This window comes from Halalkalibacter sp. APA_J-10(15), assembly GCF_023017105.1.
GTDB lineage: Bacteria > Bacillota > Bacilli > Bacillales > Bacillaceae_D > Halalkalibacter.
The window spans coordinates 1-19,275 of record NZ_JALKEV010000020.1 but is presented as its reverse complement, the minus strand read 5'-3'; the positions used below and the strand labels follow the sequence as shown (position 1 = coordinate 19,275).

General features: G+C 39.6%; 14 protein-coding genes and 1 pseudogene. 9 read left to right on the top strand and 6 right to left on the bottom strand.

Annotated elements, in window-relative coordinates; all coding sequences use genetic code 11:
- Nucleotides 1-78 precede the first annotated feature (78 nt).
- The gene (locus MW695_RS19425; protein WP_247107157.1) at nucleotides 79-2,949 is read left to right on the top strand and encodes a PD-(D/E)XK nuclease family protein; all 2,871 of its coding nucleotides are present in this window, start codon (nucleotides 79-81) and stop codon (nucleotides 2,947-2,949) included.
- Nucleotides 2,950-2,963: 14 nt separating this feature from the next.
- On the top strand, nucleotides 2,964-6,335 hold the full coding sequence (locus MW695_RS19420) for a UvrD-helicase domain-containing protein (protein ID WP_247107156.1): 3,372 nt from the start codon (nucleotides 2,964-2,966) through the stop codon (nucleotides 6,333-6,335).
- 149 nt (nucleotides 6,336-6,484) lie between these two features.
- Here the strand turns inward: MW695_RS19420 and MW695_RS19415 are convergent.
- Nucleotides 6,485-6,661 (bottom strand): annotated as a pseudogene (locus MW695_RS19415) (transposase); the annotation flags it as partial.
- A gap of 406 nt (nucleotides 6,662-7,067) precedes the next feature.
- Here MW695_RS19415 and MW695_RS19410 point away from each other — a divergent pair.
- Nucleotides 7,068-7,265 (top strand): hypothetical protein, encoded by a 198-nt coding sequence (locus tag MW695_RS19410; protein ID WP_247107155.1) that lies wholly within the window; start codon nucleotides 7,068-7,070, stop codon nucleotides 7,263-7,265.
- Between the two features lie 175 nt (nucleotides 7,266-7,440).
- Here MW695_RS19410 and phnE (MW695_RS19405) read toward each other — a convergent pair whose 3' ends face one another.
- The 4 genes from phnE (MW695_RS19405) to MW695_RS19390 all read right to left on the bottom strand — a co-directional run bounded on the left by phnE (MW695_RS19405) (nucleotide 7,441) and on the right by MW695_RS19390 (nucleotide 10,922).
- On the bottom strand, nucleotides 7,441-8,241 hold the full coding sequence (gene phnE / locus MW695_RS19405) for a phosphonate ABC transporter, permease protein PhnE (protein WP_247107154.1): 801 nt from the start codon (nucleotides 8,239-8,241) through the stop codon (nucleotides 7,441-7,443).
- Nucleotides 8,241-9,035 carry a phosphonate ABC transporter, permease protein PhnE gene (gene phnE / locus MW695_RS19400; RefSeq protein WP_247107153.1) on the bottom strand — a complete coding sequence of 265 codons (795 nt, stop codon included), beginning with the start codon at nucleotides 9,033-9,035 and terminating at the stop codon, nucleotides 8,241-8,243. Before phnE (MW695_RS19400) ends, phnE (MW695_RS19405) begins: the two co-directional genes overlap by 1 nt.
- Entirely contained in the window at nucleotides 9,028-9,804 is a 777-nt protein-coding gene (gene phnC / locus MW695_RS19395) for a phosphonate ABC transporter ATP-binding protein (RefSeq protein WP_247107152.1), read from the bottom strand. The genes phnE (MW695_RS19400) and phnC overlap by 8 nt, the downstream gene beginning before the upstream one ends.
- Nucleotides 9,805-9,926: 122 nt before the next feature.
- On the bottom strand, nucleotides 9,927-10,922 hold the full coding sequence (locus MW695_RS19390; protein WP_247107151.1) for a phosphate/phosphite/phosphonate ABC transporter substrate-binding protein: 996 nt from the start codon (nucleotides 10,920-10,922) through the stop codon (nucleotides 9,927-9,929).
- Between the two features lie 553 nt (nucleotides 10,923-11,475).
- Between MW695_RS19390 and MW695_RS19385 the strand changes: the two genes are divergently transcribed.
- From MW695_RS19385 to MW695_RS19375, 3 genes are read left to right on the top strand one after another with little or no spacing between them, the layout of a single operon-like run.
- Nucleotides 11,476-13,512 (top strand): chemotaxis protein CheA, encoded by a 2,037-nt coding sequence (locus tag MW695_RS19385; protein WP_247107150.1) that lies wholly within the window; start codon nucleotides 11,476-11,478, stop codon nucleotides 13,510-13,512.
- Between the two features lie 24 nt (nucleotides 13,513-13,536).
- Nucleotides 13,537-13,983 (top strand): chemotaxis protein CheW, encoded by a 447-nt coding sequence (locus MW695_RS19380; protein ID WP_247107149.1) that lies wholly within the window; start codon nucleotides 13,537-13,539, stop codon nucleotides 13,981-13,983.
- 27 nt (nucleotides 13,984-14,010) lie between these two features.
- Nucleotides 14,011-14,370 carry a response regulator gene (locus tag MW695_RS19375; RefSeq protein WP_035344610.1) on the top strand — a complete coding sequence of 120 codons (360 nt, stop codon included), beginning with the start codon at nucleotides 14,011-14,013 and terminating at the stop codon, nucleotides 14,368-14,370.
- 150 nt (nucleotides 14,371-14,520) lie between these two features.
- Here MW695_RS19375 and MW695_RS19370 read toward each other — a convergent pair whose 3' ends face one another.
- Complete coding sequence (locus tag MW695_RS19370) at nucleotides 14,521-14,883, bottom strand: YhjD family protein (RefSeq protein WP_247107148.1); 363 nt, start codon at nucleotides 14,881-14,883, stop codon at nucleotides 14,521-14,523.
- 285 nt (nucleotides 14,884-15,168) lie between these two features.
- On the opposite strand from MW695_RS19370, the gene MW695_RS19365 reads away from it, so the two are divergent.
- The 3 genes from MW695_RS19365 to scpA all read left to right on the top strand — a co-directional run bounded on the left by MW695_RS19365 (nucleotide 15,169) and on the right by scpA (nucleotide 19,057).
- Entirely contained in the window at nucleotides 15,169-15,468 is a 300-nt protein-coding gene (locus MW695_RS19365) for an IDEAL domain-containing protein (RefSeq protein ID WP_247107147.1), read from the top strand.
- Nucleotides 15,469-15,657: 189 nt separating this feature from the next.
- Entirely contained in the window at nucleotides 15,658-16,881 is a 1,224-nt protein-coding gene (locus MW695_RS19360) for a methylmalonyl-CoA mutase family protein (RefSeq protein WP_247107146.1), read from the top strand.
- Between the two features lie 37 nt (nucleotides 16,882-16,918).
- Nucleotides 16,919-19,057 (top strand): methylmalonyl-CoA mutase, encoded by a 2,139-nt coding sequence (gene scpA / locus MW695_RS19355; RefSeq protein ID WP_247107145.1) that lies wholly within the window; start codon nucleotides 16,919-16,921, stop codon nucleotides 19,055-19,057.
- Nucleotides 19,058-19,275 lie beyond the last annotated feature (218 nt).

Below are 19,275 nucleotides of genomic sequence, written 5' to 3'. Positions count from 1 at the left end.
AGCTGGCGTTTCTCGTGTTTAATGAAAGATGGTAAACTTGAAGGAGCGATTTACGTTGGAGGGAGTGAATAGATATTCATGAAACAGATAATTTATGGAGCAGAAATACATGTTGTAGCTCATAAATCGAGGTTAGAAGCTACATATAAACGCCAGCAAGAAACTAACAATCGAGCCTTCTATTTGTTGCCATCTTCCTCTTGGTTGAAGCAAGCAAGAGAGAAGCAACCAGGGCTAATCGTTTGTACGTTTGATGATTTGGCAACTTATATTCTTGATCAAAAGGAAATGTCGTATTTATCGTTAACAGAAGAGGAGCGTACACTATTCTTCCAGCAGTTCGTTAGAGATGAAAGCATGTTTGATGGCGAGATGAATATGGCCAAGGCTCGGGGCTACGCTGACACTTATGGACAAATAAAGCGTTTAGGAGTTGGCGTACAGGAGCTTGAAGGATCTTTAAAGCCATTAATTCCGCTTTTTATGAAATATGAACAAGTGATTATTAATGAAAAAAAGCTACTTGATCCAGAGAATCGAATTTTATCCGCTATTCAATCATTACTGAATGGGAAAGGTATTCATCTCTCTCATGTTGTCATTGACGGTTTTTTTGATTTTAGCCCTTTGCAATCATTGTTTATCAAAGCGTTAAAAGATACAGGTGCCAAGATCGAAGTGATTCTACCGAATGAATCTTTTGAAATTGTCGAGCAGACCGTGAGAGAGTTGGAGCAAATGGGCTTTGACAATCACTGGCAACCTAGTAAACGACCGAAGCAAGAGAATAAGAAAAAAGTGATTGCAGCAACTACGATAGAGGAGCAGTGGAGGGGCGTAATGGAGGAGATTTCTTTATCCTCATTGCCTGAAGAGCAAATTGGAATACTGCTCGCTGATGAACAGGACGGGCTACAACAATTACAACGATATGCTGATATGTATCATATTCCTTTACAAACTCCAGTTAAACGAACAATAGAAACGACTGCTATTTTCTCCTTTATTAAGCAAGTGATTGAATGGGAGCAAAGGCCATTAACGAAATGGGAGCAGCTGCCGATCGTAGAGCAGGTTTTGAAGCTACATGATGTCAAGGGGCTATCTTTTGCTAAGCAAAAGAAAGATTTTCTTGAAAATGGACAGTGGCTTGATGAAAGGTATAAGCAGTTATACGATATGGTGTTTGAATGGAAGCGCTCTGATGAAGACTTATTTATTCATTATTTAACGAACTTACTCGATTGGTTGAAGAGGTTGCCTTTATTATCATATTGGCAAGAGAAGCTAATGGAAAAGGGTCGTCTTTCTGTGCAACAAGAAATAGCAGATGAATTCAAGGCATTAGAGTTAATCGTTAGTAAAGTAGAAGCCGAGCTAACAGAATTAAAGGAAAAAAACGTTGATGTAAAAGTGACATTTGAGTTATTTGTCGAATGGTTTCGTGCAATAGGCTCGTCTACTAGTATCTTTAAAATACGTGGAAGCAAGAGAGGGATAGCTATTCATACGTGGCGTGACATTCGTTCTTTTTTAGGTAAACGATTATACGTTGTAGGAATGAATGAAGGCCGCTTCCCATCTCCTCACCGTTTAGGTGGATACGTTCAGGAACGAGATTTAGCCCATTTACCTATTCGGTATAGTGCGCCGACACAAGAGCATTTTCAGTTGAAGCAGCAAGCGTATGTTGATCAGCTTGCCCTTTTACAAGTCGAGACGATTATCTTTACATATGTGCGAGGTGTTGACCCTGAACATCCTCATTTGCCGTCTCCTTATTTAATGGATCTTTATATAGATGAGGTGTGGTCATGGCAGAAGCGTATGCAAAAAGCTGTCAGCTTGACGAAGCAATCATTTGTGGAGCAAGTGGCATCGAAAATAGGAGAAGGTTATAAGGTAGATCAGATACCTGCATCACTATTAAAAGTACAAGAACGACAAGCCCGTTTGGCTGAAGCGAAAGAGCGATTCACGTCAGAGTATGCAGCAAAGAAAAAAAAGCATATCGTAGCAGTAACGGAGCTTGAAAGCTATGCTCGCTGCTCTTTTCGATTTGCCATGGAGAGAGGATTAAACGTTGGGGAGCTAAAAGCAAAGCAAGAACAAGTATCACCCCTATCAATTGGTCAAGTTGTCCACGATTTGATTGAAGGTGTTTATCGAGACTGTCAATTAGTTAACCGTCCGTTCGGATCTGCTACTGACATTGAGCTACAGCAAGTTCCGGTTCGTTTAAGGGAACAATTCGAAGAAAAATGGGTAGACGTTGAGCAGCAAAATCATGAGCTTTCTCGATTAGATTTAATGTTAAAAAAGGAGCAATGGCAACAACGATTAATTCAATGGTGGCAAGCTGAATTAAAGCATTTTTGGCATAATCATGCTCTTGAAGAGATGAAGATAATGGCATTTGAATATCCAGTTCGTTTAGAACTCCCTATATCCGAAGAAGAATCACTTATACTTGTTGGTAAAGTGGACCGTGTTGATCAGAAAGGTCAATCAATTGTGATCTATGACTACAAGACGGGAGCTGCTACGATTAAAATGGACGAGGTTCAATCGGGCTTAAAGCTACAACTTCCTTTATATGCGTATGCGATTCGGGAACAGCTTGCGTTAAAGGAAAACAAAGAGATGATCGTAGATGGTGCCTCCTATATTTCATTAAAAGAGCCTAGTAAGAGAACAAATAACGGAATTTGGCGCTCTGAACTAATTGGAAAACATTCACCGTATCAAGTAACGTCACATTGCAAAAATCGTGAAGATGACTTTGGAACAAAGTCCTTTTTAGATAAATATCAAGTCATCGAGCAAGTTCATTTATTGTGGAAAGGAATGTCTCAATCCTATGATGTGGCTCCTCAAGAATGCTCACCATTTTGTTCTTACTTGTCTATTTGTCGTGCAACACCAGAACAGCGAGAGGGAACACGCTGAGAGGGGGAATTAGGATGAATTTTAATGAAGCACAAAGTACATCCATATTTAGTGATAAGCCATTGTTGTTAATTTCAGCGGGTGCTGGGTCTGGGAAAACAAGAGTTTTAACGGAGAGGTTCGTCTACTTATGTGAGGTTCGTTACCTAAAACCAGATGATCCATTAGGCGCCTCGGTTGATGAAATAGTGGCAATTACGTTTACTGAAAAAGCGGCTCGCGAAATGAAGGATCGTATTCGAAAACGAATGAATGAAAAGGAACAAGAAGCGACTTCTGATGATGCTGCATCGTTTTGGCGGGAGCAGAAAGAGTTGCTAGAAAGTGCGATGATTTCAACCTTTCATAGCTTTTGTCAAAGGTTATTGTCGCAATATGCCCTACAAGCTGACCTCCCTCCTCGTATAAGGATATTGGATGAAGTAGAAGGTACAGTGATGAAAAGGGATATTCTATTGAAGCTTCTCGAAGAAAAGGAACGATTTCAACGTGTGTATCCATTGTTTCAATTCATGAGCAAGCAGCAGTTAGTGGAGACGATTGAGCAGCTTCATAATGAAATTACCGAATTAACCATTGGCGAGGACACGATTGAACAGTTACAAGTGGAGGAGATGTTACGGGCTCAATCGGAAGCTAGGGTGGAAGAAAGGAAAAAGGTCGTTCACTCCTTTCATCATCACGCACGTAACTGTATTGAGCGATTTCCAGACCATGACGAACTCTCTGCGACTGTAAAAAAACATATGATGAATATTGAAAAGGCTATTGCTTCTGCATCAAGTGAGGAGCCAGAAGCTTATATGGAGGTTGTGACAGAGGCGATGCCGAGTCGGACAAACAAGGCTTGGGCGGAGCAGTCTCCTGCTTTGTATGAATTGTACGAGGAGCATTGGAAGCCGTTGAAGGAGATGTGGAAAAAGGTAGGTGGACCTGTTGAATTAAAAGAGGAAGCCGTCACGATCTTGGAGGTGATCGCTTCACTAGTGAAAGAATTTCATTTGAGCTATAACCGTGCAAAGAAGCGAGCGGCTTTGTTAGATTTCACTGATCTTCAACAAAAAGCAGTTCGTTTATTGCAGGACCCTCACATCCAGTTATATTGCCAGCGTCAATTTCGGCATATGATGATTGATGAATTTCAAGACACGAACCGTCTCCAGCTAGAGGTATTAAACCGAATTAAGCCACTTTATCAATTTATTGTAGGCGATCAAAAGCAGTCGATTTATCGCTTCCGCGGCGCGAATGTTCGTTTAATGAATGAGATGGAGGAAAAGGCTAATAGGGAAGAGACCGCACAAGCTATCTTAATGAATGAAAACTATCGTACAGTATCCTCTATCATTCATGTAGTAAATAAACTATTTTCAGGTATGATGGTTCATGAGAGGACGGAAGACTTCCAAACGGTGTATGCTCCACTTATTGCTCACCGGCATCAAACGGAAAGAAACGAAAAACGTGTAGAATGGATGAAAATGTTAAAGGTAGATGGGCAAGAGGAGACCCAGTATGATCAGCTTGCCAATCGAATGGTTGCGATGATCGAGGCTGGAGAGCCTTTAGTTGGTGAAGGAGAGAGCAACTGGCGTGAACCTTCCTGGGGAGATATGGCGATTTTAATTCCTTCACGAACGAATTTGCTCTTGCTGGAGCAAGCGTTAACGAAGAAGAACGTCCCTTATGTGATTAGTGGAGGGATTGGCTTTTTCGAACGACAAGAAGTGATGGATTACTTGACGATGATTCGCTGGTTAACACGTCCTTTTGAGGATATTCATTTGTTAGCTCTATTACGCAGTCCAATACTTGGGTTAAAGGTTCAAGATTTCTTTCAAATGAATGACTGTTTAGAAGAGGGACAAGCGTTATATGAGCTTGTGTATGAACAATCGCCTCAATGGTCTTCACTATCTAATGAGGTCCAAACGGCATGTTTGCGTATTCAGAGCTGGATGGATAAATGGATTCCGTTTAAAGAAGGGGAATCTTTAGTCGATTCATTAATGGAGATCTTTGCTGAAACGGATTTACGAGCGTCTTTACTGCTTCAAGATAATGGATTGCAAAAAGTGAAAAATGTGGAAAAGGTAATCCAATGGATGGTTGATCGCCATGAAGTGAATTTAGAAGCAATTTTAACTGAATTAGATATTCGAATTGAAATGAGTGAGAAGGAGGGTGATTCTGAGGTTGAACGTGTACAAGGCGATGTCGTTCAAATTATGACGATTCACGCATCAAAAGGTCTAGAATTTCCGATTGTGTTTTTACCTCAGGTTGAGCGTTCAATAAGAAAAGATAGTGGGCGAATTCGTTTCCATTCTAAATATGGATTTGTTTTAAATTTGCAAAGGGAGCAGATGGAATTGGGGCAAAAGCCAGAAGTAATTGATACTCCTGGTTTTGAGATCGTTAAGTCAATGGCCGATGCTGAAGCGATTGAAGAATCAAAACGCTTGTTTTATGTTGCAACGACACGTGCTCGTGATTACCTTTATCTCATTGGTGAAGAGGCAAATGGAAGCCATACTTGGATGTCTTACCTTAACGAAACGCTTGAAGATCATGAGTTGGAGCATGAAGTTGTGATGTCAGAAACATATGAACCTCGTTATTGGAAAAAAAGGGAGTCAAGTATCCACTCTATACCGGTACTCAAGGAGAAAAGGCAGGCCCCTTTATCATTGACAGTTTCAGAGATAATGACATTTATTCACAATCCTAATCAGTATTATCAGCAGTTTGTTGTAGGTGTTCCATTTAGTGAGGAAGTGATCGAGAGTGGACAGGGCAGAAGTGGAAATCATGTTAGTCCTTCTCGATTAGGGACGCTTGTACATCGTGCATGTGAGCTAAGAGATTATGGTTTATCACCTATACGTGCTGTTGAATTGGCCGTTGAGGAAGTCGAACTGGAGGATGCGCTCAAGTATAAAAAAGAGATCGAGCAAATAATGGAACGATATTCTGAAAAGGTTCGTCAATCATTAGGAGCTCAAATAGCTAATGAGTGGTCATTTGTGACATTTTTTGATGGTGTTGAAATAATCGGTGAAATTGATAAAGTCGTCGAGAAAAATGGTCAAATACATCTTTATGATTTTAAAACGAATCAAGTTTCTACTCGAACGAGTAGGGAGTGGCTCGACTATTATAAGCCTCAGCTGTATTTGTATCGATATGCTTATGAAAAGGAAACGAACGAAAAAGTGGCTACAGCCTCACTTTATATTTTCAAAGATGAAGTTGAACCGATTCACCCTTTGATTCCTCATGACAAGGAAGAGAAAGAGATATTCAGAGCACTAAGGAATTTAATTGTTCTGAGACAAAGAGGTGCTGGACGAGAAGAGTATGCTCGGATGAGTGAAATGAAATAGTAGAAGTGGCTGTTCAGAGAACGGCCACTCAGACAGAAAATAGAGGAAATAACGTAAAAGAGGCCGGGACATAACTAGCGTCAAATAGTAAGAAAAGTGAATTTGAGCGAACTCAAATTCACCTTTCTCTATTTTGGGTGTAGATTCTTTTATCTTCTCTCGTTTTCTACCTTCGATTTTCCTCGTACAGAAAATCGAGTGAAACGCAAAGAAGCATTTAAATATCCAAAAACTGGTTTCACGTCGTTTTTACGTTTTCGATAGATGGCACCCATTTTCTCTTCTGAAAGCATCGCTCTTACATATTCTTTTTGCTGTTCCCATTGGAAACAAGGTTCATGTTATTTGTTTTTGCCGGACTGAGTGTTATTGTTTCTTTATTTGATATCATTCGATTCACCTGCATCTATGTACTACCTAAATGATAAAATAAAATGACAGGGAAGTGTTCGATAAAATGAAACTTCAAACTGTAGATAAAAGGCCTTTGAGTCTCATTTCTCAACTTTTTAGACTATTTCTCTTATTTTCTTTTTATCGTCGAAGAGTAGGGAATGTCTATCTTACCTCTCAACAAAGCGGACGGGATGGGAGGGCCGACTCCTGCAGGAGGGAAGGGCAGGTTGAAATCCACCGGCGCAGCCGGTTAGTTCAATGCCCGCCTGCGGAAAGCGTGCCCCCCATCCCGGGAGCGAGGGCAAAGCTCCCTTTCAAGTAACTCAAGGAAGAGTAATGGCTCCGCTCGTTGCGCGCCTTGCTATGAGAAACCCACTCATTGCCCACTCATTGCAAGGCTTTCAAAATCGGGCAACGGCTACGCACATTACTTCAAAGTCACTGAAAAAGTTAAAACCAAACTTTTTCAGTGGCCTCGAAAGCGAGTGGCTGGAGCGCAATGGAACGAACCTTTGGCAGCTACATATTCCGTGAAATGTGAGGAGATCCCTAAATAATGGAAGCCGGTGAGATTTTACGTCAAGTAAAATCTCACCGGCTTTTCATTTCAGAGGAGGGTTTTGTCCACGGTCTGATATTTTTTGTGGCTTTGGAAAGTGATTCGGACTCCGTGCGATCAATTGAAGAAAAGATGCTATCACGTTTTTTCTTATACAATCCGTTTTCTAATTTGGGCGCTAATGACGTCGATGATCGTGACGACGACAATGATCACAAGAAGGATCATACCGACTTCATCCCAATTACGATTCTGGATTGAGATCGTAATTAAGGTCCCGATTCCACCCGCTCCGATGATTCCAAGAATGGTTGAAGCTCGAACGTCAATTTCGAAACGGTAAATAGCGTAAGAAAGAAATTCTGGAATGATTTGTGGGATAATTCCGTAAAATAAGATTTGAATTTTGTTTGCTCCATTTGCTTCCAATGATTCAACGACATGCATATCAATTGATTCAATGACTTCACAATATAATTTGCCGAGCATTCCGATTGATCCAATAGCGATCGCCAAAACACCAGCAAAAGGTCGTGGTCCGATTGCGGCTACAAACATAAGTGCTAATACAAGCTCTGGAAAAGCACGAATGGCATCGAGAATCCATTTTGATAATGTATTTAACCATTTATTTCTAACCATATTACTAGCAGCAACAAAGCCAAATGGTATCGCTAAAATGGACGCTAATAATGTCCCGGTATAAGCCATTTGTAATGTTTGCCACATTAATGACATAACATTTTGAAAGGCTCCCCAATCAGGAGAAAAAAGTTGGGGGATCACACGTCCAAAATTTGTGACGGTTCGTTCACTAAAAATACGTTCCCACTTTACATCAATTGTTGTAAAAGTCCAAACGTATAGTGTAATTAGCGCAACAATAATGATGATATTTCTTATTAAGATAAGGGTGGATCGTTCTCTTTTAGGTGGCATCATTAATTCCATTACACAATTCTCTCCCTTATTTTATTGCTTGCATAATCGATTAAGACAACAGCAATAAAGATAATAATAATAATGGTCATGACTCGTGGATAGTTAAAGAAGCTAATTTGCTGTTGCAATAGTAATCCAATCCCCCCTGCTCCAACAAAACCTAGTACGGTTGAGGCACGGACATTTACTTCAAATACATATAAGCCAAATGATACAAATTGTGGTAGCACTTGTGGTAAGACAGCATACCAGATGACTTGAAGGGTATTACCTCCTGATGAACGAATAGCTTCAAGCGGGTTCATATCGATTGATTCGATCGTTTCATACATTAATTTCGCTAATATGCCTAGTGAAAAAATAAATAAAGCTACGATTCCAGGAAATACACCAACTCCAAAGATTCCGACAAAGATAATCGCTAACAAAATGTCCGGAATGGTTCGTAATACGTTCATAAAAAATCGGACAGGTTGATGAATCCAAGGCTGCGGAAATAAGTTTGCTGCTGATAATAAAAAGATTGGCACACTGACAATAGCAGCAAAGGTTGTCGCAATAATGGCCATTTGAATCGTTTCGATTAACTTATCCCATACTTGTGGCGCGTAGCTCCAATTAGGTGGAAATAAATGAACGGCAATATTCTGAATACCACCCCAACCACGAATAATGTCAAGGGGTGTGGAGCGAGTTGCCCACGATGTATAAGCGTAAATTCCAACGATCAATAGAAAAATAAGTGTTATTTTCAGTTTTGTTTTCGAAGGGATGATTGTTATGCTGTCTGGTGTATTACTCATCTTCTTGACCTCCTACAAGGTCATCCTCTCGAATTTTTCGACCATAAATTTCTTCAAATGTTTCCTTTGACACATCACTTGCAGGGCCATCAAAGACAACTTCACCTGCACGCATGCCGATAATACGATCGGCATATTCCATCGCCATATCGATAAAGTGCAGGTTAACGACCGTCGTAATATGATCTTCCTTATTAATCTTGCGTAAATAGGTCATAACTTGATGAGACGTTGGAGGATCTAAGCTAGCAACAGGTTCATCAGCTAAAATGATGTCGGGCTGCTGTGTTAATACACGAGCAATCGCAACACGTTGCTGTTGACCGCCGCTTAATTGATCAGCTCTTTGGTGCACCTTTTCTGCAATGTTCACACGCTGTAAGCTACGATAAGCGAGTGAAACAGTTTCTTTTGGAAAAAGGTTTAAAATACTTGCAATGGTTCCGGTATGTCCTAGCCGACCTGACAAAACATTTTTCATGACGGTGGAACGCTTGACAAGATTATAATTTTGAAAGATCATTCCGATTTTTGTACGTAAATGCCGGAGCTTTCGTTGATTATACGTTAAAATATTTTCATCATTTATAAGAAGTTGTCCACCTGTAGGAGTTACAAGTCGGTTCATACTACGAATTAAGGTTGATTTTCCTGCTCCAGATAAACCAACAATGACAACAAATTCCCCTTTATTTATCGAAAGGTTAACGTTCTTTAATCCCTTCGTTCCATTTGGATATGTAAGTGATATATCCTTAAATTCAATCATGCTATTCCCCTCATTTCTCTTTTGTGTAAATGTAGAAAGGTTTCATCCTCCTCTTATGCTTTTTAGCGTAAAAAAACATAAGAGGAGGGAGAAAGAACTTTCTCCCTCCTAAAGCGCGCTTCTTAGTCTAAAGTAACTTCATCTGAAAACTTCTCAGCAACACTACGTACAACGTCATAATCGCTGTCACTTGCATTGTCAATCCCTGTCCAGTTATACACTTCATCCATAATAGTGATCATTTCTTCATCATCGTTAAATGACATGAATACAGAAATCACTTGATCGATAAAGCTTTGAGGAAGTGACGTATTAATGGAGATCGTGTCATTTGGAATTTCGTCTGTGTAACCTAAAACTTTTAAATCATCCATTGCTTCTGGGTAATCCTCTTCTATGGCCGTACGAGCATCATCAAATGTTGTAGAGACATCTGCATCGCCTTCAAGAACGGTAATAAGAGCATTGTCATGTGAACCAGCCTGAATCATATCAGAGAAATATTCCTCAGCACGCTCCACACCATAGTCATCCATTAATTGTGCTGCTGGATATAAGTAACCACTCGTTGATGCAAGGTCTGGGAATGCCCAAATCTTTCCTTCTAAATCTTCAATTGATTCAATATCAGAGTCCGTACGAACCGTGTATTGTGCTTTATATGTTGAGCTTCCGTGACGAATTGATTTCAAAATGGCTTCAATGTTGTCATAACGGTCAGTAGCAAGGACATAACCGAATGCAGGGATGAACCCAATGTGTACTTGGTCATTTCCCATTGCCTCAACGAGAGCTGTATAGTTTGTCATAACTTCTCCACGTACTGTTACACCAAGCTCTTCTGTCAGGCGTTCAGCAAGTGGCTCAACTGTACTCGCAATATTCGCCGAATCTTGTGAAGGTACAAAGCCCATTACGATTTCACTAGGAAGATCCTCTGTTACATCTGCTTCAGTTTCATCAGCCTCATTCGTGTCATTTTCTTCATTATTGTTTGTTTCTTCTGTCTCTTCTGTACCTGAATTGTCATCAGCATCTTCATTAGCGTCTTCTGTTCCGCAAGCTACCATGACAACTGCTAGCATAAGAACGAGTAACCAAGGTAATAATTTTTTCAATTCGTTCAACCCCTTTTTAATTTTATGTAAGTATGTGTCGTACATTTGTGATTTTGCATGATAGCATGTCTCAAATCAACGAAAATTGGAATTTTTTACAAATAATTAACAAGGTGTTTACATAACTTACAAGGAATTAATAAATGATTGGCGAGGATTTGAGAATTTTTCATCCAAGTCACGTGAATTTCTAATAGAATAGGAAAAATTACTTATTTCTTTTATTTGTCTTGTTGTATGAGTGAAAGAAAATGGTATACTAGTATATGACTACATACCTAGTTGAAATAGCAATTGAAAAATTCTGTGCTTTCATTTTTTTTGTAGGTCTATTTTCATGTTGAGAGAATCGTATGTAAGCAAAAATCACTTTGTGGTCATCATTTCTGTTAAATATGGAAGGGTCTTATTTAAAAACTATTTCTATTTTACTAGTTATAATCTACTTTTTTTACTTTAAAATATGCTATGATGATACAAAAGCTCCGTATGTCGTTTACGTTTCTTAAGTGAACCTCATCGGTTATTTAGAACACATCGAGGTGATAAAGTCTTGGTAAATTCAGAGTACTTAGATGTCTTTTTAGATGAAAGTCAGGAGCATCTCCAAGCGATTAACGACAATTTATTAAAGCTAGAGCAAGCACCTGGAGATTTATCTATTGTAGGAGAAGTATTTCGTTCTGCCCATACTTTAAAAGGTATGGCTGCAACAATGGGCTTTGAAGATCTTGCCCACTTGACTCATAATATGGAAAATGTGTTGGATAAGATTCGTCAATCAAAGCTAGACGCAACTTCAGGTGTGCTGGATGTTGTTTTCCTTGCTGTCGATGATTTGGAAGCAATGGTTCAAGATATTGCTAGTGGTGGCGATGGAAAGCGAGATGTTCGCGAAGTTGTTTCACAATTGGAACAAATTGATAAAGGTGAAGCACCAAGTCAAGAATCTGCTCCAAAGACTACTCATTCAAACACAACTTCATTGGAGATCGAAACGTTTGATGAATTTGAACGAACGGTTCTTGAACAGTCAGCGGAACAAGGGTTTGAAGCTTATCAGTTAAGAGTGACATTAGATGAAAGGGCGATGTTGAAGGCTGCTCGCGTTTTCATGGTGTTAGATGTCGTCGAACAAATAGGTGAAGTGATTAAAACGAATCCTGCTGCTGAGGACTTGGAGGAAGAGAAATTCGATCAGTCATTCACGTTAATCGTTATTTCGAAGTCAACCGGCGAGGATGTCAAAAATCGTATTCTCAAAGTTTCGGAAATTGAAGCCGTTGATATTCAGAAAGTTGACTTGAAGGCTTCGGCAACTGCTATCAAAGAGCAACAGCAGGCTTCCGAACAAGTAGCAGCATCTGCGGTTGCAACTAAAGGTAAAGCAGCAAATAATGTGAAACAAGAAAAGTCAGCTGATACACCGAAGCGTGCAGAGGCAAGTAAAACGATTCGTGTTAATATTGAACGTTTAGATGTGTTAATGAACTTATTTGAAGAGCTCGTTATTGATCGAGGGCGTCTAGAGCAAATAGCTTCAGACTTGCGAAACTCAGAACTTAATGAAACCGTTGAGCGTATGTCACGAATTTCTGGTGACCTTCAAGAAATTATCTTGAACATGAGAATGATGCCAGTCGAGCAAGTGTTTAATCGTTTCCCTCGAATGATTCGTAGTCTTTCGAAGGACCTTAATAAAAAGGTCAATTTAGAAATTATTGGTGCGGAAACGGAGCTAGATCGAACGATCATTGATGAAATTGGTGACCCGCTTGTCCATTTATTACGTAATTCGATTGATCATGGAATTGAAACCCCTGATGTCCGTATTGCTAATGGCAAACCGGAAGAAGGTACGGTTGTTTTAAAAGCCTATCACTCAGGTAATAATGTCTTTATCGAAATTGAGGACGATGGAGCAGGAATTGATCGAGAAAAAGTGATCAAACGTGCTCTCGCAAATGGTGTGATTAAAGAAGAAGATATTGAAAAGATGACAGATCAACAAATCTATGGATTGCTGTTCTCTTCTGGCTTTAGCACAGCGGAAAAAATTACCGATATTTCAGGCCGAGGTGTGGGCTTAGACGTCGTAAGAAGCACGTTTGAGTCATTAGGTGGAGTTGTGACAGTGAATTCGGAGCTAGGGAAAGGATCTGTGTTCTCTATTCAATTACCACTTACACTTTCAATTATTGATGTAATGCTTGTTGAAGTGCGAAAGGAGACATACGCAGTTCCGTTATCCTCGATTGTTGAAACTGCAATTGTGAATAAATCTGATATTTATAGTGCACATGGACAAAAGGTCATTGACTTTAGAGGCAAAGTTGTACCACTCGTTTATTTGAAGGACGTATTTGAAGTACCTGGTGAAACAATTGAAGATGATTTCTGCTCACTTGTCATTGTACATAAAGGCGAGAAAGTGGCAGGTTTAGTTGTCGATTCGTTAATTGGTCAGCATGATATCGTATTAAAATCACTAGGAAATTATCTGAAAGATGTATTTGCCATTTCGGGTGCAACGATTTTAGGAAATGGACAAGTCGCACTGATCGTTGATACGAATGCGTTAATTAAATAAGAAACGAAAGGGGAGGTGATCCTTTTGTCGTATGAAACGGCGATTAAAGCAGATTTGAAATTAATTGTATTTCAATTAGGAGATGAGGAGTATGCGATTGAGGTTGATTATATTCAATCAATCGAACGCATGCAGCCTGTCACGAGGATTCCACGTACATTTCCATTTGTAACAGGTGTTATGAATTTACGTGGTGTGATTACACCCATTATAAATTTACGAGCTCGTTTTGATTTGGCTGAGAAGGAATATGATGAATCTACTCGCATTCTCGTCATTCAAAAGGATGAGATGGAGATGGGCTTTATTGTCGATGGGGCAAATGATGTCATTGACATTCCATTTGAGAAAATCGAACCAACTCCAGAAGTCGTCGGTGGTGTAGAAGCTGATTATTTACGTGGAGTTGTAAAAATCGAAAATCGTTTATTTACATTGTTAAATTTAGAAAAAGTTATTGAAGGAACATAATTGTTAAAGATTAATGAGGTGATGGAAATGGCATCTGTTCTTATCGTAGATGATGCAGCATTTATGCGAATGATGATTAAAGATATTTTATCAAAGAATGGGTTTGATATTGCTGGTGAAGCAGCAAATGGGGCTGAAGCAGTTGAGAAGTTTAAGGAATTAAGCCCTGATTTAGTAACAATGGACATTACAATGCCTGAAATGGATGGTATTCAAGCGCTCAAGGCCATTAGAGAAATCGATTCAGGTGCGAAAGTGATTATGTGTTCGGCGATGGGACAACAATCAATGGTTATTGATGCGATTCAGTCAGGCGCAAAAGACTTTATCGTTAAGCCGTTCCAGGCAGATCGAGTACTTGATGCAATTAATAAAGTGTTGGGATAAGAATCCGAAAGGAAAACTGGTTGATTAAGCGTTCGTGCTTGATCAACCAGTTTTTTCTTGTTGTTAGAATTTATAAAATTCGGCTCTATACTAAATGTGATGGTGGAAGGTGACCAATCAAGATTGACCGTCCAATCCATTAATGACGCACTAAGAAGGATGCTTGATTGTCAGGAAGCTTGAAGTAATGTAATCAAACACTTGGCTTTTTAAGTGGGAATTTAGGATTTTCATGCTACCTTCATATCCACGACATGTGTAACGGTATTCGGTAAATAGTCCATCATTTTTGTATGTTTCTACTTTCAGATGATGGCGAAACATATATTGTTTAACGGTCGCCATTTCTTTACTAATTTGATCTAACGTGGAGCGGGTTAACTCTAAATAGGGAGCTTGTAAACGTAAAGAAGCTTTTTCTAGTTGTGTCCAATCATTTTCCAATGCTTTCCGTGATATAGATAGGAGAATGAATAGTCGAATCATGCGTTGGTCTTCTGTTGTTAGCTTCAATATTCTCACCTCTCAAGGGAACTAATGTTCTTATTATACTCCGATTTTACTGTAAATACAACGAACCTCTCTAAAAAAGAAAAAAGTCTTGAAGGCTTATTGTATCCTTCAAGACATCATTCTCTTTAAATAACTATTTCAATTGAGACAGTAGTCACTAGTGGTTGCCTTCTCAACTAGCTGATTCGTTTAATTTTTGAAATCAAGATGTCGATATGTAAAAAAGGTTTCAATTAGGGGATATCGGGTATTAGTAGAATAGAAATGCGAGGGAGGGAAAGGAAAATGGACAAACAATATGCATTAGATAAAAAGGTGATTAAACAATTGAAGTTAATTAGTTCATTACAAAGTCGTTCGCAAAGGACTGTTCATTCTCTCTACGCACAAGCGATTCTTGAATATTCTATGTATCATTATAAAAAAGAGCAATTAGAAGCAGCTATAGATCAAGCATTAGTAGAGCGAAATGAAGACAGCTTTCAACGTTTCTCAAAAGAATATAAAGAGTTGCTTGCTGCGCATGTGGAAGGAAAAACAATTAGTGAGGATGGGTTCCAAGTATACTTACCATTTGAAGAATAGAAACTATAGGAGTTTAGAAGGCAGCTGAAAAAGATGGAACCTTTTTCAGTTGCCTTTTGCTTTGATCAAATGGAAATTGGGCAATCATCGCTTTCAGCAATGCTCGAAGCTTAGGGGAAATCGCTTTAAAGAAAAGACGAATAACGTACCTCCATTGATAATAAAGTAATAAAAAATGGAGGAGCCTTTATGGAGAATTATAATAAGTGGAAACGAGCGGTGGATCAAATTTTGACGCCAAAGGAGCAAAAAACAATGATCGACGAGGACATTGTTCTCGATCTTTTATATCATAAGGTCTCGCATATCAATCAAGCTATCCCTTACCATGAACCAGGACAATTTCCCTTTATGAGGGGACATACAGCAAATTTGACAAAGCCACTTATTATCCAATCAATTCCAATGAGGGAAAAGGAAGTAACGGAAGCTCGTATGAAGGAAGCGCTTGAGGAAGAAGTCGATGGCATTGAACTCTTGTTATCATTTTCGGAATCACAAGCAGGGAAGAAAGATGGCATATATAAGCTAGAAGAATTGCTAAAGGTATTACCACTTACAAAAACAGAGTTACATATAAAAGCAGGAAAATTACAGCAGGCTTTCATTGATTTATTAGCTAGTCTTACAACTGAAGATGAAAAGAGGCATATTCAAGGTGCCATAACAGCAGATCCGTTTTGGCTATTCATGGAGGAGAAATTGACGTATGAACAGCAGAGTCAACAGTATGAAACGATAGCTAAGCTTATCCGTCATTCTCCTTTTACGAATATACGTCTGATCGGTATTAATACGGGTGGTTATCGTCAATTAGGTGCGAATGTGATAACCGAAGTTGCACTAGCACTAGCGATCGGAGTTGAATACATTGAAGGAATTGCTAGGGGACGTATTCAACCAAGTGTGATCGGTAAATCGATGGTATTTTCTTTCTCGGTGGGTAGCTATTTAAGCATAGAAATAGCTAAAATTCGGGCATTTCGCGCATTATGGGCGGTCGTTATGAAGGAGTATTGTGCAGAAACAATTGCTCAAAAGGCCTGGATCGAAGCAAGAGCAGATCCTTTGTTACAAGTAAAAGGTGATCCACATCTGTCAATAGTAAAAGTAACTGTAAGTGCTATTGCTGCGATTTTATCAGGAGTGCAACAATTATCGGTTCGACCGTTTGACGAGAATGAATCGAATACGCATTTAAATGACAGACTTGCCCGTCACGCTATGATGATCTTGAGAGATGAAGCATTCCTCCATTTTCCTATTGATAGTATTGGAGGCTCTTACTATATTGAATCGTTAACGGAGCAAATAGCGGAAAAGGCTTGGAAAAGATTTATTGGAATCGAGCAACAAGGCGGGGTAGAACGAGCGAGAAGGAATGGTTGGTTGAAAGCATATGTGATGATGTGACCAAGGTTAAAAGAGAGAAGTGGTGGGAGGGACTGAGGTGATAAGAAAGGCGTTTCAACGGACACCTTTTTCGAAAATTGAACGACTGTATAAGCAGGAGCTTCATCAGGAGGAAACATCCTTTTTTTATCGCGAAAGTGAGGCTTGCCTACACCTTGAATCTTATCCTGGGAATCGTCCATTTGTACGAGGACCTTATCCAACGATGTATAAAAAAAAGCCGTGGACAATTAGGCAATATGGCGGTTTCTCGACTGTAGCAGATAGCAATCGTTTCTATCGTGAATGCTTAAAGGATGGTCAAACGGGATTATCAATCGCATTTGATTTAGCTACACATCGTGGTTATGATTCTGACCACCCTGCTGTTGTAAGTGATGTTGGTAAAGCTGGAGTAGCGATAGACACCGTTGAAGATATGATCGAGCTATTTGCGGGCATTCCACTTGATCAAATAAGTGTATCCATGACAATGAATGGTGCAGTATTGCCGATAATGGCGTTTTTCATCGTTGCAGCTGAAAAGTATGGTGTGGATAAGAAAAAGTTAAAAGGAACCATTCAAAACGATATACTGAAAGAATACCTTGTGCGTAATACGTATATTTATCCACCAAAAGCATCGATGGATATCTCAACTAATATTATGTCCTATTTAGCCCATCACGTCCCTTTCTTCAATAGTGTAAGTGTATCAGGCTATCATATGCAAGAAGCAGGTGCCCCTGCAGAGCTTGAGCTTGCTTATACGATTTGTAATGGGATGGAATATGTGAAGGCTGGAATTGGTGCAGGATTAAATGTCGATCAATTTGCACCCCGGCTATCTTTTTTCTGGGGCATTGGCATGAATTTCTTTGAAGAGATTGCAAAGCTCAGAGCAGCGCGATTGTTATGGTCAAACGTAATGGAGCGATTTCAACCGACAAATGAGCATTCATTTCGGTTGCGAGCTCATTCACAAACATCCGGATGGAGCTTAACTGCTCAAGCTCCTTATAATAATTTAGTCCGAACAACAATAGAGGCAATGGCTGCTGTTATTGGACATACGCAGTCACTTCATACGAATGCATATGATGAGGCGTTAGCTTTGCCAAGTCGTTACTCAGCTAAACTAGCTCGACAAACGCAGCAATTTTTACTTGATGAAACAGGATTAACAGATGTGATTGATCCATTTGGTGGTTCTTATTACGTTGAATCATTGACCACACAGTTATATAACAAAGCGTGGAAGCATATTTCTGAAATAGAGCGTAATGGTGGGATGGTTAAAGCTATTTTGACAGGAATTCCGCAAAAAAAGATTGCGTTAGCTGCTACAGAGCGTCAGGCAGCGATTGATACGAAGCAAGAGGCTATCATTGGATTAAATAAGCATACGAGTCATAGAGAAAGAACAGATGAAAAACTGCTGTATTTAGGTAATAAACACATTCGTGAGCGACAAATGATGAAGCTTGCAGCTGTAAAAAAAGGGAGAGATGATCAGGTCGTTCAAGCAAGGTTAGCAGCGATTACGAATGAAATGAAACAAAAAAGGAACAACTTACTTGAGCTGGCGGTTGAAGCGGCTAGAGCTCGTGCGACTCTAGGGGAGATTTCTAATGCGCTTGAACAAGTTGTGGGCAGACATACTGACACTCTTTCGTATGTGAGAGGCATCTATAAAATGGAATGGATGTATAAGCATGAACGGGAACAGGTTGAGACTGAGATTAAGAATTATAAGGAAAGGGTGGGGAAAAAGCCATCAATCTTGTTAACAAAGCTTGGTCAGGACGGCCATGATCGAGGCATCAAAGTGATTGCAGCTGGATTTGCTGATTTTGGTTTCGATGTTCGTATGGGGCAATTGTTTCAAACACCTCAAGAGGCAGCACAACTATGTGTGGGGGAGAATGTTGATTGTGTCGGTGTGAGTACACTTGCTGGTGGCCACCGGGAGTTGATACAGCAATTCGTTCATCACTTAAATAAGATAGGGAAAAAGGATATGCTTATGATCGTCGGTGGAGTTATACCTGATGAAGATGTTCCATATTTGAATAAGTTGGGGGTAACAACAATTTTTCATCCAGGTACAGTTGTTATAGAAGCGGTATTAGAGGTTATTCACAAATTAAATGAACAAATCCGTGTAGAAAAAGGAGCCTCTTACAAAGAAGGATAAGGGGTAAAATAAGAAATTGAGTTAAATCAAAGTAGGTATAAGTAAATTTACGTAACGACGATATTAAGAAAAGCCGCTGTGCGGCTTTTCTCAGACCGTAGACAAAACGGCTTTGAGATATGACTCTCAAAGCCGTTTTTGTATTTTTCGTATGGTTTTCCGGCGATGGCACTGTCGGTTTGGTGTTCCTCCAGTGCCATGTCGCCAGTTTTTTCAGG